The organism is Flavobacteriales bacterium (assembly GCA_016124845.1).
Taxonomy (GTDB): Bacteria; Bacteroidota; Bacteroidia; order UBA10329; family UBA10329; genus UBA10329.
The window spans coordinates 45,796-61,029 of record WGMW01000049.1 but is presented as its reverse complement, the minus strand read 5'-3'; the positions used below and the strand labels follow the sequence as shown (position 1 = coordinate 61,029).

The following is a 15,234-nucleotide window of genomic DNA, read 5'->3' as shown; positions in this document are numbered from 1 at the left end:
TCTAACGAGTTGAAATTCAAGTGATTCAAAAAATGTGCTTTTCCGCGTGATACGAGGAACGTACCAACGGACCACTTTCCACAAAGCGGAATCCCATCTCCAAACCAACGGTTTCGTACTCTTTGAACTGTTCTGGAGTTATGAATTCCACAACAGGCAGATGCTTTTTGGTTGGTTGAAGATATTGCCCAAGCGTTAGTATGTCCACTCCCACGCTACGGAGGTCTTCCATGGTCTCGATCACCTCATCGCGCGACTCACCCAATCCGAGCATGACGCCCGATTTGGTTTTCAGCCCTGCGTCTTTTAAGCGTTTCAATACTTCCAAACTTCGATCATATTTTGCTTGAATACGAACTTGCTTGGTGAGTCTTCTCACCGTTTCAAGATTGTGCGAAACGATTTCTGGTGCCACATCAATAATGCGTTGGAGATTCTGCCATTCCCCACGGAAATCGGGAATCAGTGTCTCCATGGTCGTTCCTGGGCTGTGCTTGCGAACTGCACGAACCGTTGCAGCCCAGATCTCAGAACCACCATCTGCAAGATCATCGCGGTCAACAGAGGTGATGACCGCATGTTTCACCTCCATCAGTTTGATGCTCTGTGCAACTTTGTATGGTTCGGTAATGTCCACATCCTCGGGGCGACCCGTGCTCACCGAACAGAACCCGCACGAACGCGTGCACACGTTTCCCAGGATCATGAACGTGGCTGTTCCCGCTCCCCAACATTCACCCATATTGGGGCAATTACCACTTTGGCAGATGGTGTGGAGTTGATGCTCCTCCACCAATCCGCGCACCTTCTGGTATTCTTTGCCTGTTGGCAATTTTACCCGCAACCATTTCGGCTTGGGAGTTCTCTTTTCTTCTTGTTGCTCTGTCTGAACCTCACTCATTATCTATACCACTTCGCACCAAAATTGAAACCTAAATAGAACGTCAGAAAATAGGGGGCGTTTTGGATGTTTGCCATCATTGGCACATCTCTGATGTAATAGTCGATGATCACGCCTGCTTCCAAACTTCTGACCGCTTTTTGTCTTCTTCCATATTCAAAACTGAACCCAGCCTTTCCATAGATCCCAGGGTAAAACTGCATCTTATCAATTCCCCTGAATGGAGACGATCTTCCGAGGATATTGTTCTGATTGTGATCCGGATTCTTCGGGTCGTACCGTTCGGTGCTGACATATTGCAACGTTCCGTTGGACCAATGGGCGATATCCAAATAGATAGGCTTTGCCCACGCCATGGAAAAACCACCGATGTAGAGATAACGGATTTCCACGCCCTTGTCAAACTTGGCATACAACACATTATGCCTTCCGTAGCCCAAACGGGTTACCGCCAATTGGTTCAGTTCACCATACACGTAGCCGCTTGCATTGTTCACTCCTTGGTTCACGGTCTTTATTTCCTTCGGATGCTCCATGCTCACAGCTTCCAACTCGAACAAACGTTTGTGTAGAAAGGTCTTGTTCTTGGCGCGCCTTAGCAGCAGACCCCAACCTTGGGTATGAATCATGGCACCGCCTGTGAATTCCTGCTTCATCAACACTTCCGTGTCATCAAAACTGCGGTCTTTTATCTTGTCTGCAACCGATCCTTTTGGAACGGTGGGAAGCTTCAATTCATCATCATCCTGTGCCTGAGCAGGTCTGATGGAGCACACCATCAGGCCAACGCAGAATACAGCATAAACAAGCTTCCTGTACATTCGTGCAAAGTTACAATTAAGTCAACGCTACCACTTGCATCATGGCCACATCACACGTTATCTATCTTGGCGAACTGAGTACCGAGGCAACGCATCTGAAAAGTTCCACCAAGATCACAACCGATGCTCCAACAGACAACAACGGTTTGGGCAGAACGTTCTCGCCAACTGATTTATTGGCAACATCATTGGCAAGCTGCATGCTCACCATCATGGGAATAAGGGCGAACGAAGGAAAAATGAATATTGAGGGCACCAACGCAACCGTGACCAAAATAATGGCCTCGAACCCACGCAGGGTTTCAGAAATTCAAGTTGTAATTGAGATCAAGGACCGCGGCCTGACCGCTGCTCAGAAGACCGTGCTCGAAAAAGCGGCTTCCACTTGTCCTGTGGCCTTGAGTCTGAGCGAAGCGCTCAAACAGACCGTTTCATTCACATACAGCGTTTGAAAGTCCGATCAGCTGTTCACGCCCTTTTCAACAGGGACGTCTGCCTTACCGTAAGCTGGGCAGTGCTCCGTTGTTCTGCATGAAGAAAAGATCATCACAGTAACCGCAACAACTGCAAAGAAGATGGCTGACTTTTTCAAAATTTCTATTGGTTTATTTGTTGAACGTGAACTTAAAACGCGACTATGAATCGTTTTGTTGCTCGAATGAGTTGCAAATTTATTCTTTGAAAACCGATTACGCAGATTGCCTGAAAAGGTTTGCGATTAGTTTTCAACACAAATGATGGAAAAGCGGACATAATTGTTAAGAAAAAGATGAAACCCAAGATAGAACCAAGCTGGTTGAAGTTGTTACAGGATGAATTCAACGCGGAGTATTTTTCGCAGTTGCGCGATTTTCTGGTGAAGGAAAAACAAACGCAAACGGTCTTTCCGCCAGGTTCACTCATTTTCAACGCTTTCGATCACACACCAGTTGATAAGGTGAAAGCTGTCATTTTGGGGCAAGATCCTTATCATGGTCCAAATCAGGCACACGGACTTTGCTTTTCGGTGAACGATGGCGTGCAGTTTCCACCTTCACTACAGAACATTTTCAAGGAGTTGAAAACAGATGTTGGAATGGAAACGCCTCGCTCTGGTAATCTGACCAAATGGGCAGACCAAGGAGTGTTGTTGCTTAACGCAACACTGACGGTGCGCGCGGGTCAGGCAGGCTCGCACCAAAAGCGAGGTTGGGAGCAGTTCACGGATGCCGCCATCAAAAAGCTATCTGACAAACGAGAGAATCTGGTTTTTCTGCTTTGGGGACGTTATGCCCAGAACAAGGAATCGCTCATCAATATGGAGAACGGCCACCTTATTCTGAAATCCGTACATCCTTCTCCCCTTTCTGCACATGGTGGTTTTTTCGGGTGCAGACATTTCTCAAAAACCAACCAGTTTCTTGAATCGAAAGGCATCTCGCCCATCGATTGGAACTTGAACACACAATGATCCGCGCGTTCCGCGTTTAGCCATCGTGAAGCGACTTTACCGCATAATGCTTCTTGCGCTGTTCTTTCTGAACACGGCCAGTGCCGTAGCTCAGAGTCGCGTTCGTCTCATCATCGAACAAAAGGAAGAGTCCATCAAACCAAGCAAACTGAACCGCTTGGGTGGGCTGAAGGAATTCTATGCCGATTCGATGACCGCGCTGACAGCGCTTCAAGGTTTGATGACCGCGCTGCACGAGAATGGATATTCGGAAGCTGGCGTGGATGAACAGACGTGGAAAAAAGACACGGTGATCGCCAAACTGCACATTGGAAAACCATACAGTTTCGGCACTATCGACCACGGAAATGTACCTGAAGATGTGCTGCGAAAGGTCGGATTCAGAGACAACCAATTTGAGGACGCGAGCATGAGCGGTAAGCGATTGAACGGCCTCAAGAAACGTATCATTCGCTTTTATGAAAACCGTGGTTATCCGTTCACGCATGTAGAACTGGACAGCATTACGTTGCAAGGAAATCAGCTCTCGGCCAAGCTGAACATGGACAAGCATCAGCAATTCATTATTGATAGCATCATTATTAAAGGTACGGCACGCGTTGTTCCCAAATATCTGCAGAACTATCTGGGAATCAGACCCAAATCGGTTTACAATGAAAGTAGAATCAGACCAATCTCCACCCGTGTAAAAGAGATCGCTTTCGTGAACGAGACCAAATCGCCCGAAGTGGTTTTTAAGAATGGGAAAGCGGACATCTATATGTACCTCGACAAGAAACGCGCGAGCCAATTTGATGGGATTCTGGGTGTGCTTCCCAGCAGCGAAAAGCCTGGAAGCGTGCTTATTACAGGGCAACTCACCATCAAACTGCTAAGCGCTTTTAAACGTGGCGAACTCATCGACCTCTCGTGGAAGAAAACACAACCACGGACCCAGAACTTGAATATCCATCTTGCTTACCCGTTCCTGTTCAACACGGGTTTTGGTGTGGATGGCACGTTTCAGCTCTACAAACGTGATTCGCTTTACCTCAACCTGCAAGGTGTTGCAGGATTGCAATACCATCTCATCGGCAACGATTACATTAAGGTGTTTGCCGACATCCGTTCCACAAACGTGTTGGCTCCTTCCACGCTTACCTCCACCACCACGCTGAACCCAGATAACGTGGATTCGAAAACCCAACTCTACGGTTTCGGTTACAAGATGCAGCGATTGGATTACCGACTCAATCCGCGGAAAGGTTTCGACCTATATGCCGAGGCCAGCGCGGGCGCGAAGAAGATCATTCCTGATGCTACGGTAGAGATCAGTCGGTACGATGGATTGAAGCTGAGTTCATTCCAGCTGAGCGCGGTTCTGCAAGCGTCTTATTTTGTTCCCATTCCCAATCGGAGCACAATCATGATAAAGGTGAACGGTGGTTACATGCGAAGCCAGAATCTGTTTGAAAGTGAGGCGTTCCGAATTGGTGGTCTTAAAACGCTACGTGGTTTTGATGAGGAAGCAATCTACGCCACCATGTTCAGCATCGGAACCATCGAATACCGTTTTCTTCTGGATCAGAACAGCTACCTGTTTGCCTTTTTTGATGGCGCGTATTATGAGAACCGCGCGACCAACAAACGTATTACGGACCGCCCGTTCGGTTTCGGTTTGGGCATCTCGTTCTTTACCAAGATCGGTGTGTTCTCGCTCAATTATGCTTTAGGGAAACAGTTCAAAAACCCGATCGATTTCCGCGCTGGAAAGATCCACTTCGGAATTGTGAGTTATTTCTGAGGTGATCGCAGAAAGTCATAGCCGTTCCAGCTTTCGAGAATCCGATCTTGTGGGAAACACATTCATCACCTTTACTACCGAATCTTGCACCCTGTAAAGCACCTTGTAATATCCGACCACTATCCTTCGATAATCTGGGTTGATATCATCCACTTGAAACTGCTTCATGTAAATGATGGAATCAGCCTTTTCAACGATCTCCGTCACGATCCTGAAAGCCGATTCCTCAGCGTGTTCGGCATGAAATTCATAGATATTTCGAAGGGCATGTTTGGCAGTATCGGTCCACTCGACCCTTAGGACCTGCGCCATGACTTCATTTCTTCCTTGAGGTCAGACGAATCGGTAACACGACCTTCAGAAAGGTCTTCTTCCGCACTTTTCAACGAACTGTTGTATTCTTCAACACTCATCGGTTTCCCATCAATCGTATAAGCAGCGATCACCTCACGATCCAGAATTGACTTGATCTCCATCAGTACCGACTCCTCCTCAACAGCGAGCAACTGCTTGGTAAGATTGATTTTGATCGTTTCTAAACTCATTTCTAAAAATCTTCAGGTAAGTATCAAAGGTAACCGATCCCGAGTCGATTTCCACGCTGGAAAATCCACTTCGGAATTGTGAGTTATTTCTGATCTACTTTCTCTGCTCCATCGCGATTCCCTAACTTCATCGCCCGATGGAATTTGCTTTTTTAATAGTTGGATTGTTGGTCGGTGCCGCCATTGGTTTTTTGCTTGGAAAGCGGGGAACAACGGCTGTTGCAGACAACGGTGAGTTGGAGAAAGTGAAGCTTGAAAAGGCGGCATTGGCCGAAGCGGAAAGGCGCATATCGGAAGAAAGGGATGTTCTGAAAGCCGACCTGAATGAAACACGCGAGCGGTTATTTGATGCCGAGAAGAACCTTGCTTCCGCCCGCACACATTTCAAAGATCAGGAACAACGACAGGCCGAGCAACGGAAAGAGTTTGAGGAACTGAACAAACGCTTCAACACGGAATTCGAGAATCTGGCCAACAAGATCTTGGATGAGAAATCGAAGAAATTCACCGATCAGAACAAGGAAAATCTCGAAACCATTCTGAAACCGCTTCGCGAGAACATTGAGAAGTTTGAGAAGAAAGTTGAAGAGAAATACGATAACGAACAGAAGGAACGTGCTTCGCTAAAAGGTGAGATAAAAGTGCTTCACGAACTGAACAAGAAGATCAGCGAAGAAGCGCACAACCTTACCACCGCACTGAAAGGCGACAGCAAAAAGCAAGGAAACTGGGGCGAATTGATCTTGGAACGAATCCTTGAAAATTCTGGACTGATCAAAGGCGAGGAATACTTCACACAGCAATCCACACTGAATGATGTGGGAAGCCGCATTCAACCTGATGTCATCATTCAATTGCCAGACGACAAACAGATCATCATTGACAGCAAGGTTTCACTTGTTGCATATGAGCGGTTTGTGAATGCGGATGAACCCGAAGATCAGGAGCGGCATTTGAAGGAACACGTCACATCGGTAAAACGGCACATCAACGAACTTTTCGAGAAGAACTACCACACGGGAAAGGGATTGAACAGCCCTGAATTCGTGCTGATGTTCATGCCCATTGAAAGCAGTTTCAGCGCGTCTATCAGGGCGGATGATGAGCTGTTCAATTTTGCTTGGGACAAACGCATTGTGATCGTGAGTCCTTCTACTCTGCTCGCCACGCTGCGCACGGTTGCATCCATTTGGAAACAGGACCGACAGACCAAGAATGCGCTTGACATTGCCGAGAAAAGCGGTAGGTTGTACGATAAGTTTGTCGGGTTTATTGAAGACATGCAGAAGATCGGGGATCGCTTGCAATCAACCCAAAAAGTGTATGACGAAGGCATGAAAAAGTTGTCAGAGGGTTCTGGCAATCTTGTGCGTAGAGCGGAAGAATTGAAAAAAATGGGTGCAAGAGCGAACAAGCAACTTCCCAACGAAATCTTAGGTTTGGAGGATGAAGATCAGTAAGCTGCTATTTCTTCTTGTCGGAGCGGTTGTTTTCGCCTCGGGCTGCTACACCGAGCGCATTTCCAATCAGAACCTATCGTACCTGTACGACAAGGATGCTTCGTTCCTTCATCCTGAATTCAACGTACTGCACAGGAACGACAGCGTAACCGAACTCCACTTCCGCATCAACTCCAACGAACTGCTGTATCTCTACAATTCGGCCAGCGGCTTCTATTCATCATACTTCCGCATCCGCTACGAGGTTTACACGCAACTGGAAAGCAAACTGCTCATCGACAGTTCGGTGGTGGTGTTTGCTGATAGTTCACTCGTCATGAACGGAAAGACCATCAGCGGCATTCTGCAATTGAAACCAAGCAAGGTGAAACAGGCACTGCTGAAAGTGGATCTTACCGACCTGCGCAGGAACTCGCACGTGCTTCGCTATTTCCAAATAGATCGAAGCAACCCGAACTGCCGTCAGTTCTTCACCATGAATCTGCTGGGTGAAAATTATCCGCTATCACGCAATTACATCCGAAAAGATGAGCAAGTGGTCATTCATCACGTAAGTGGAAAAACCAACGCGAAGGTGCGGTATTACGAACGCGACATTCCGCTGCCCAAACCACCTTTCTCGGTGGAAACACCGAAGGTTTTCGACTTTCAGGCCGATAGCATTTTCGAGATTCAGTTGGGAACGGCCGTCTCCTTTCCTAAGAAAGGCATGTACCATGTTCAGGTTTCGGATAGTACGAAAGATGGTTTCACGGTTTTGCGCTTCAAGGAAACGTTCCCCGAGGTGAAAGACGTGGCCGATCTTGTTGCCCCGCTACGTTTCTTGAACAGCAATTCGGAATTCAAGAAGATCACAGAATCGGACAACCAGAAAGTGGAAGTGGATCACTTTTGGCTCAATCTTGCGGGAAATCCCGATCGCGCCAAGCTGCTTATTCAGAAATACTATTCGCGTGTTGAAGATTCGAACACGTTCTTTACTTCATACGTGGAAGGTTGGAAATCCGACCGCGGATTGATCTACCTGATCTTCGGGCCGCCCAATATCATTTACAAAAACACCAATTCCGAACATTGGATCTATGGCGAGGAAGACAATCCTTCGTCACTTGGAATGACCTTCTTCAAAACAGAAACCCCGTTCAGCGACAATGATTTCCGATTGGACCGATCGCCTCTTTACAAAAGCAACTGGTACAACGCAGTTGACATGTGGCGGCAAGGCCGCGTGTATACGGACAATTGATCGTCAAATTCGAAACTCGAAATCAAAAAAATCCGAAACCTCAGTTGCTGAAGTTTCGGACTTGATGTTTTAGGATTTCGTGCTTGAGGTCAGTTCATCATGATCACATGATTCTCCATCACGGTCTCTGATTTTTTCACCTCAACAGCTTTGCTGTAGGCAAGGATCTTGTCAATCGCGGTTTGACTTGGAGAGAATGAAACTCCTTCCAACTCTTCGGTCAGAAAGTTCATTAGTTGAGACTGATACAGCAGTTCGCTTGGCTCGTGCTCTGTGAGAGCGGCCATTTCAGATTCAAGATTTTTCGGTAGAGTAAATGTTTTTGACATATCTGCTTGTTTGATTCTCTGCTATTACGCAACTGAAACAGATTTATTGCAGCCGCTTGAAAGTTTTTTTGAAAGACGCTTTAAACGTAGCGGAGATATACAAATCGGAAGCAGCAAAAACCCAACATCAACCCAGTAACTATGTCGAACACATGATGCTGATGTACAAGAACAACCGATAGTGCAATAAGCAATGCCCAACCTGCAATGACCCAACGGAACCAGCGAACATCTGACTGGTGCGCAATGGCCAATGCGGTCATACTGGAAAAAGTGACATGCAATGATGGGAACAGATTATGTGGTTTATCCACATCGTACAGCGCCTGAAACAGATAATTGAACCCCGCCACATGTTCGGGACGATGATAGCCCAACTCTCCTGGAAATAGAACGAATATTACAGTTGAAACTCCGATCGAGGTCAGAAATGCGTAGGCCAAGCTTTGAATGGACCTGCCCGTTTTCATCAGCATAGGCAGAAGCAGGAACACACCAACATACGAAAGGTAAACCACGATCATCCAAGGAACCAAAGGAACATTCAATTCCCAGGTCGAATACATCTCGTACCGATGCGGATTTTGGGAAGCCAAGGAGTTTGCCGTGAGATATGTGACGAGAAATATGGAAAGTACAATCGTCACCCACTTCCAGAAGACTATGATAATTTCCCTGTCGGGACGATTGAAAACCGTTTCCAAATTCTCAGACCTCAAAGACATTTGTTAGGTATTGATTCCGTACATCTCGATAAATGTAGAAATCCGAATCAATGCTCGCCACCTCCTTATAATTCTTCAATTCGGAAGCAACGATCAATGAGGCATCTGCCAGATCCATTGGCACATCATCAAACTTGTCCATCAATTCTGTAAATCGAAAAACCTGCGATTCATTAAGATCCACAAGATGCAATCCACCCCGCTCAATCCAAGAAAGCAAACTCAGTTGAGCCTTAGTGCTGAAATCAAGCATGTAACTTGCTTCCGTGATCACAGGCCAGGTTGTCCAAAGTTCTCCTTCAAAATCCTTTATGAACTGAAGAGCTTTCAAATGGTACTTATCGCTCCTGTCAAAAAGGGCAATCAACGGACCTGCATCAATGAGAATGCTTTTCACGAAGCTTGTCTTTCAGTTTGGATCTGTAAGTAGTAGACGAATCTGTATTGCCGCTTGCATCGGCTCCAAAAAGATCTTCGCCTAATTCAAATGGTGTATGATCAATATCTGATTGACTCAAATAAGCAATCAAGGCTTCTTTGACCACCGAGGATTTGGAAAGATTCATCCGTTGGCTGTAACTCTCCAACTTTTTCTCAATTTCTTTATTCAAACGGACATTTAGCATCTTAAAAATTCATGTAATACAAATGTATTACAAATTTTCGGATTAAAAAAGCGCCCCGATCTCTCGGGACGCTCCATCGCTGTATTCATTTCAAAATGGTCAGGCTACCAGCCTTACATTATGGTCTTCCATCAACTGGCGAAGGTTGATCAGTGCATAGCGCATTCTTCCCAAAGCCGTGTTGATGCTTACTTCCGTTACCCAAGCAATTTCCTTGAAAGGCATCTTAGCGTAAACGCGCATCAGCAGCACTTCTTTCTGGTCTTCGGGCAGCATGGTCACCAATTTCCGTAGATCCGAGTGAATCTGATCTTGAACAAAAACCTCCTCACGGTTAAGGTCTTCGCAACTGATCACCTCAAACACATCGAACTCATCGGTTGAGTGCTGCATGCGCATCTTCTTCAGTTTGCGGAAGTGGTCTATCACCAAGTTGTGCGCAATACGCAAAACCCATGGGCGGAACTTGCCTTCTTCCAAATATCTTCCTGACTTCAAGGTGTGGATCACCTTCACCAAAGTATCCTGGAAGAAATCTTCAGCAAGATTGCGGTCTTTTAACAATAGAACCAAGTACGTGAACAACCTGTCTTTGTGACGGTTCACCAACTCCTCAAAACAGATCTCTTCTCCTTGAACATACAGGCGGATCAACTCCTGATCACTTAGGGCAGATAATCGCATAGCTTCACTCTTTAGGTTAGACTTAGGTTAAATCTTATTAGAGTAAAGTGATTCCTATGCGCTTATAATTATTGGTTAATGCCTGCTGGGCGTTAGTACGTTAACGCGCCATTTTCTATTTATTGTGCAACAACAAAATTTTTTTTGTGCTGTTGCGCTAAACAAATATTAAAACTTTCATCCGAACACGGATTGAGGTATGATAAATTTGCAACCCTTTTAACACTTTTTGCAACGATGTCCCGAACTGAAGCCCCGAATCCCAAGCACAACATCATTATAAAAGGGGCGCGGCTGCACAACTTGAAGAACATCGATCTTGTGTTGCCGCACAAGAAATTGATCGTCATCACAGGACTTTCAGGTTCGGGAAAATCTACGTTAGCATTCGACACACTTTATGCTGAAGGACAGAGACGCTACATTGAAAGCCTTTCTGCTTACGCGCGTCAGTTCTTAGGTAAGATCGATAAACCCGAAGTAGATAGCATTCTGGGCGTTTCTCCAGCGATTGCCATCAATCAGCAGGTGAAATCAAGCAACCCGCGCTCAACGGTTGGTACCAACACGGAAATCTACGATTACCTCAAACTGCTTTACGCTCGCATTGGCCGCACCTTCTCCCCTGTTTCAGGAAAGGAAGTGAAGCGACATACGATTGACTCTATTACCGAAGCCATCCTGAAATTGAAGGAAGGAACCAAGGTGATGGTCTTCGCCCCGTTTGGGACAATGCCCGAAAAGGCATTGGAAAAGCGCATCGACATTCTACAGCATCAAGGTTACACACGAGTTCAGTTGAATGGCGAGGTGGTTCGTTTGGATAAGATTCCTGACGGAATCGTCAAAAAGGAAGACAATGAACTTTCCGTTCTCATCGACCGATTTGTGGCGGATGGTTCAAAGGAAAATACGCGTGTAGCGGAAGCCGTTCGTACGGCCTTAGCTGAAGGCAACAACCGCTGTTTCGTCATTTCTGAATTGGATGGAAAGTCGGATGAAACGCATTTCAGCGCTGAGTTTGAAGCGGATGGCATGCGTTTCGAAGAACCATCGGTTCACTTTTTCAGCTTCAATAATCCGTACGGAGCGTGTAAGCGTTGCGAAGGTTTTGGTAACATCATCGGGATTGACGAAGACCTGGTGATGCCCGACCGCAGTCTGAGCATTTACGAAGATGGTGTGGTCTGCTGGCGTGGTGAAAGCATGAGCAAGTTCAAAGACCAGCTCATCCGCTCGGCCAATAAATTCGATTTCCCGATACATCGACCGATTTACGAACTCACCGAAGAGCAAATTCAACTGCTTTGGGACGGCAACCAATACTTTGAAGGACTACACGCGTTCTTCCGAATGCTGGAAGAGAACAGTTATAAAATTCAATACCGCGTTATGCTTTCGCGCTATCGCGGAAAGACCGATTGCCCCGAATGCCGCGGAACCAAACTCCGCAAGGATGCGAACTACGTCAAGATCGGTGGAAAGAGTTTGTCGGACCTTGTCTTGCTTCCAATTTCAGAGTTGGCAGATTTCTTCGATAAAGTGGAGCTTACCGATACCGAACATGAAATTTCCAAACGCATTCTGAAGGAAGTCACCACACGGTTGGGTTTTATGAAGGATGTCGGATTGGGTTATCTCACGCTCAACCGCCAATCGAATACCCTTTCGGGTGGTGAAAGTCAGCGAATCAGTCTGGCGAGTTCGTTGGGAAGTTCGCTGGTCGGTTCCATGTACATTCTGGATGAGCCGAGTATTGGATTGCATCCGAAAGACACCGAAAGGCTCATTTCCATTCTGCAACGCTTGCGCGACATCGGCAATACGGTAATTGTAGTTGAACACGATGAAGACATTATGCTCGCTGCGGATATGATCGTGGACATCGGACCCGAAGCGGGAACGCACGGTGGCGAAGTGGTTTTTCAAGGCACGTTGGATGACATGATGAAAGGTGCCGACACGCTGACCACAGGTTATCTCAGCGGCAAGCTGGAAATTCCTGTTCCTGAAAAGCGTAGAAAGGCAAAAGGCAAACTACATATCGTTGGAGCGCGGCAACACAATCTAAAGAACGTCAGTGTTTCGTTCCCGTTAGGATGCCTTACCGTCATTACGGGCGTGAGCGGTTCGGGAAAGAGTACGCTGATGAAAAGCATCCTTTACCCTTCTTTGAAAAAGCGTTTCGGTGGGTTCGCGGGCAAAACGGGTCAGTTCGAACGCTTGGATGGCAACATCGATAAGATTGCGGATGTGGAGTTCGTGGATCAAGACCCGATCGGACGTTCGTCACGTTCCAACCCTGTCACATACATCAAGGCGTATGACGAAATCCGCTCGCTGTTCTCCGACCAAAAAGCAGCGCAATTGCGCGGTTACAAGCCCAAGCATTTCTCCTTTAACGTGGCAGGTGGCCGCTGCGAAGTGTGCGAAGGTGAAGGCACGGTTAAGATCGAGATGCAGTTCATGGCCGATATTGTGATGAAGTGCGAAAGCTGCCAAGGACAGCGGTTCAAGCAGGAGGTGCTGGAGATCAAATTCAAGGACAAGACCATCCACGATGTGCTGAGCATGACCGTAGATGAGGCCATGGAATTCTTCAGCGAGCACGACCCGAAAGTGGCGCGCAAAATTGCTCCATTGCAGGAAGTCGGATTGGGTTATGTGCAACTTGGACAGAGTAGCAGCACGCTTTCGGGCGGTGAAGCCCAACGCATCAAACTGGCCTCGTTCCTTACCAAAGGAAAGAACGCAGGCAACACACTTTTCATCTTCGATGAGCCGACCACAGGGCTGCACTTCCACGACATTCACAAACTGCTGAAAGCCTTCAACGCGCTATTGGACAACGGCCATTCCATCATTCTGGTGGAACACCACCCCGATGTGATCAAATGTGCCGACCACGTAATTGACCTTGGCCCCGAAGGCGGCAAGAATGGCGGAACCATTGTGTTTGAAGGCACTCCCGAAGACCTCGCCAAATGCGAACAGTCTTACACGGCCAAGAGTATTGCGGAGAAGGTTTTGAAGAGGGAAAAGGCTTGATCTGAACCTTCCTTTTCCGCTCAATCATTGGTCAGAACATCCATTAACCTGAAGTTCAGATATAGTTTTTCCTTGCCCACTTTTTCCGACCGGAGAAAGCCCGTTTTTTCCAATTGGATCAGGTAGTTGCCAACTGTTTTTGGTGTTCCCAAACCAGCGTCAATGAGGTGCTGTCGCTTGGTATAAGGTAGGCGGAAAAGTACCTCGATCAATTCCTTGCTATAGACCACAGGTAAAGTAGCCTTTACTTCTTCGGTCATGGCCGTCATCATTTGGTTTATCTTTTCCAATCTCTTCAAGCCTTTGAATGAAGTAACCTCCACCATGTCCAAGATATAGAGTATCCAGTTCTCCCAATCCTGCTTTTCGGTTACTCCACGTAGGTTTATATAATACGCAGCCTTGTTCTGAATAATGTACTCGCTCAGATAAATGGCCGGAACGCTAAGCAGTCCGCTCAGTTTAAGATACAGCAGAAGTAGAATTCTACCTGTTCTTCCGTTTCCATCTGCAAATGGGTGAATGGCCTCGAACTGATAATGCATCAATGCCATTTTCACTAACGGGTCGAAGGTTTCGTCTTCATTTATGAATTTTTCCAGATTGCTCATTTTGGAACTGATCACATCTTTGCCGGATGGCGGAGTATATACGGTCTCGCCCTTGGCATCGACCAATGCAGTACCCGATACTGCACGGATTTCCGATGAATTCTGTTTGATGCATTGCATCAATTCAATACAAAGATTGGTTGTGATGAACGGGCGAGTTTCCATGCGTTCCAGACCGACCCAAAGTGCTTCCTTGTAATTGAGCACTTCCTTGGATGCCGGGTCTGCAAATTTCCTGTCAGCGACCAACGCCTTGTAAAGGTCATCGTTCGTGGTAATGATGTTCTCAATTTCCGAACTGCTTTTCGCTTCTTGCAAGTGAACCGTATCCAGAAACAATTGTGGATTGGGCAGATTGACAATGGCTCCGTTGAGTTGTGCCAAGGCACGACTTGCGGTAATTGTCTTGCGTAACACTTTGGTTGTTTCCAGCGCGCAGTTGGGCGGAAGTAAAGGCAGGTCGTTGTAAGGTGTCTTTCTATCGAATTCAGCCATGACATAAGAGTAATGATGACACTCGTTCTATTTACGAGGGGTAAAATTAACCAATAATTACTCTCGTTTAAGTAATGAGCGTATTGCTTACTCTTGTTCATCTGATATGTATGCTTGAACATTCCATCATTCTGGTGGAGCACCACCCTGATGTGATCAAATGTGCCGACCACGTAATCGACCTTGGCTCTGAAGGCGGCAAGAATGGAGGAACCATTGTTTTTGAAGACACGCCCGAAGACCTCGCCAAATGCGATCAATCTTATACGGGTAAGAGTATTGCGGAGAAGGTTTTGAAGACGGCTAAAGCTTGATTTGCGATTGACAATAGACGATTGTCGATTTATGAATAGACCCTGAAACAAGTTCAGGGTGACGGTTTCCGAAAGTTGGCCTCAAACCTCTGCCGTCATGCTGAATTTATTTCAGCATCTAATCATCATTTCCCGACCTTCGCGGCCCGTAAGGGCGTATCACGATACATCCCTACATTAAATCTTGAACATTAAC

Annotated in this window: 17 protein-coding genes; 7 read left to right on the top strand and 10 right to left on the bottom strand. The window is 46.7% G+C overall.

Translation table 11 applies throughout. The features are described from left to right. Window positions 1-25 precede the first annotated feature (25 nt). Window positions 26-901, bottom strand: coding sequence for a lipoyl synthase (gene lipA / locus GC178_16205; protein ID MBI1289110.1), 876 nt, complete (start codon window positions 899-901; stop codon window positions 26-28). Next, on the bottom strand, window positions 901-1,722 hold the full coding sequence (locus tag GC178_16200) for a hypothetical protein (GenBank protein ID MBI1289109.1): 822 nt from the start codon (window positions 1,720-1,722) through the stop codon (window positions 901-903). The genes lipA and GC178_16200 overlap by 1 nt, the downstream gene beginning before the upstream one ends. Before the next feature lie 41 nt (window positions 1,723-1,763). Here GC178_16200 and GC178_16195 point away from each other — a divergent pair, with 41 nt between their 5' ends. The 3 genes from GC178_16195 to GC178_16185 all read left to right on the top strand — a co-directional run bounded on the left by GC178_16195 (window position 1,764) and on the right by GC178_16185 (window position 4,955). Next, window positions 1,764-2,174 (top strand): OsmC family peroxiredoxin, encoded by a 411-nt coding sequence (locus GC178_16195; protein ID MBI1289108.1) that lies wholly within the window; start codon window positions 1,764-1,766, stop codon window positions 2,172-2,174. A 317-nt stretch (window positions 2,175-2,491) separates the two neighbouring features. Beyond that, the gene (locus tag GC178_16190; protein MBI1289107.1) at window positions 2,492-3,172 is read left to right on the top strand and encodes a uracil-DNA glycosylase; all 681 of its coding nucleotides are present in this window, start codon (window positions 2,492-2,494) and stop codon (window positions 3,170-3,172) included. Window positions 3,173-3,197: 25 nt separating this feature from the next. Further along, window positions 3,198-4,955, top strand: coding sequence for a BamA/TamA family outer membrane protein (locus GC178_16185; protein ID MBI1289106.1), 1,758 nt, complete (start codon window positions 3,198-3,200; stop codon window positions 4,953-4,955). Between the two features lie 15 nt (window positions 4,956-4,970). On the opposite strand, the gene GC178_16180 is transcribed toward GC178_16185, so the two are convergent. Further along, window positions 4,971-5,267: a hypothetical protein gene (locus GC178_16180; GenBank protein MBI1289105.1), complete on the bottom strand. Its 297-nt coding sequence runs from the start codon at window positions 5,265-5,267 to the stop codon at window positions 4,971-4,973. Further along, window positions 5,252-5,500, bottom strand: a complete 249-nt coding sequence (locus GC178_16175) for a hypothetical protein (protein ID MBI1289104.1) — start codon at window positions 5,498-5,500, stop codon at window positions 5,252-5,254. Before GC178_16175 ends, GC178_16180 begins: the two co-directional genes overlap by 16 nt. A 137-nt stretch (window positions 5,501-5,637) precedes the next feature. On the opposite strand from GC178_16175, the gene rmuC reads away from it, so the two are divergent. Both rmuC and GC178_16165 read left to right on the top strand, forming a co-directional pair. Next, a complete protein-coding gene (gene rmuC / locus GC178_16170) occupies window positions 5,638-6,960 on the top strand; it encodes a DNA recombination protein RmuC (GenBank protein ID MBI1289103.1) in 1,323 nt (440 codons plus the stop codon). Continuing rightward, the gene (locus tag GC178_16165) at window positions 6,947-8,206 is read left to right on the top strand and encodes a GWxTD domain-containing protein (GenBank protein MBI1289102.1); all 1,260 of its coding nucleotides are present in this window, start codon (window positions 6,947-6,949) and stop codon (window positions 8,204-8,206) included. Before rmuC ends, GC178_16165 begins: the two co-directional genes overlap by 14 nt. An 89-nt stretch (window positions 8,207-8,295) precedes the next feature. On the opposite strand, the gene GC178_16160 is transcribed toward GC178_16165, so the two are convergent. The 5 genes from GC178_16160 to GC178_16140 form a co-directional block, all read right to left on the bottom strand. Continuing rightward, the gene (locus tag GC178_16160; protein MBI1289101.1) at window positions 8,296-8,493 is read right to left on the bottom strand and encodes a hypothetical protein; all 198 of its coding nucleotides are present in this window, start codon (window positions 8,491-8,493) and stop codon (window positions 8,296-8,298) included. Window positions 8,494-8,615: 122 nt separating this feature from the next. Beyond that, window positions 8,616-9,260 (bottom strand): phosphatase PAP2 family protein, encoded by a 645-nt coding sequence (locus GC178_16155; GenBank protein ID MBI1289100.1) that lies wholly within the window; start codon window positions 9,258-9,260, stop codon window positions 8,616-8,618. Next, a complete protein-coding gene (locus GC178_16150) occupies window positions 9,244-9,657 on the bottom strand; it encodes a PIN domain-containing protein (GenBank protein ID MBI1289099.1) in 414 nt (137 codons plus the stop codon). The genes GC178_16155 and GC178_16150 overlap by 17 nt, the downstream gene beginning before the upstream one ends. Further along, window positions 9,638-9,871, bottom strand: a complete 234-nt coding sequence (locus GC178_16145; protein MBI1289098.1) for a CopG family transcriptional regulator — start codon at window positions 9,869-9,871, stop codon at window positions 9,638-9,640. The genes GC178_16150 and GC178_16145 overlap by 20 nt, the downstream gene beginning before the upstream one ends. Window positions 9,872-9,985: 114 nt before the next feature. After that, a complete protein-coding gene (locus GC178_16140) occupies window positions 9,986-10,570 on the bottom strand; it encodes a sigma-70 family RNA polymerase sigma factor (GenBank protein ID MBI1289097.1) in 585 nt (194 codons plus the stop codon). Window positions 10,571-10,807: 237 nt separating this feature from the next. Here GC178_16140 and uvrA point away from each other — a divergent pair, with 237 nt between their 5' ends. Next, the gene (gene uvrA, locus GC178_16135; GenBank protein MBI1289096.1) at window positions 10,808-13,618 is read left to right on the top strand and encodes an excinuclease ABC subunit UvrA; all 2,811 of its coding nucleotides are present in this window, start codon (window positions 10,808-10,810) and stop codon (window positions 13,616-13,618) included. A gap of 20 nt (window positions 13,619-13,638) precedes the next feature. On the opposite strand, the gene GC178_16130 is transcribed toward uvrA, so the two are convergent. Then, complete coding sequence (locus tag GC178_16130) at window positions 13,639-14,724, bottom strand: Fic family protein (protein ID MBI1289095.1); 1,086 nt, start codon at window positions 14,722-14,724, stop codon at window positions 13,639-13,641. Window positions 14,725-14,798: 74 nt separating this feature from the next. On the opposite strand from GC178_16130, the gene GC178_16125 reads away from it, so the two are divergent. Continuing rightward, on the top strand, window positions 14,799-15,038 hold the full coding sequence (locus tag GC178_16125) for a hypothetical protein (GenBank protein ID MBI1289094.1): 240 nt from the start codon (window positions 14,799-14,801) through the stop codon (window positions 15,036-15,038). Window positions 15,039-15,234: the final 196 nt, after the last annotated feature.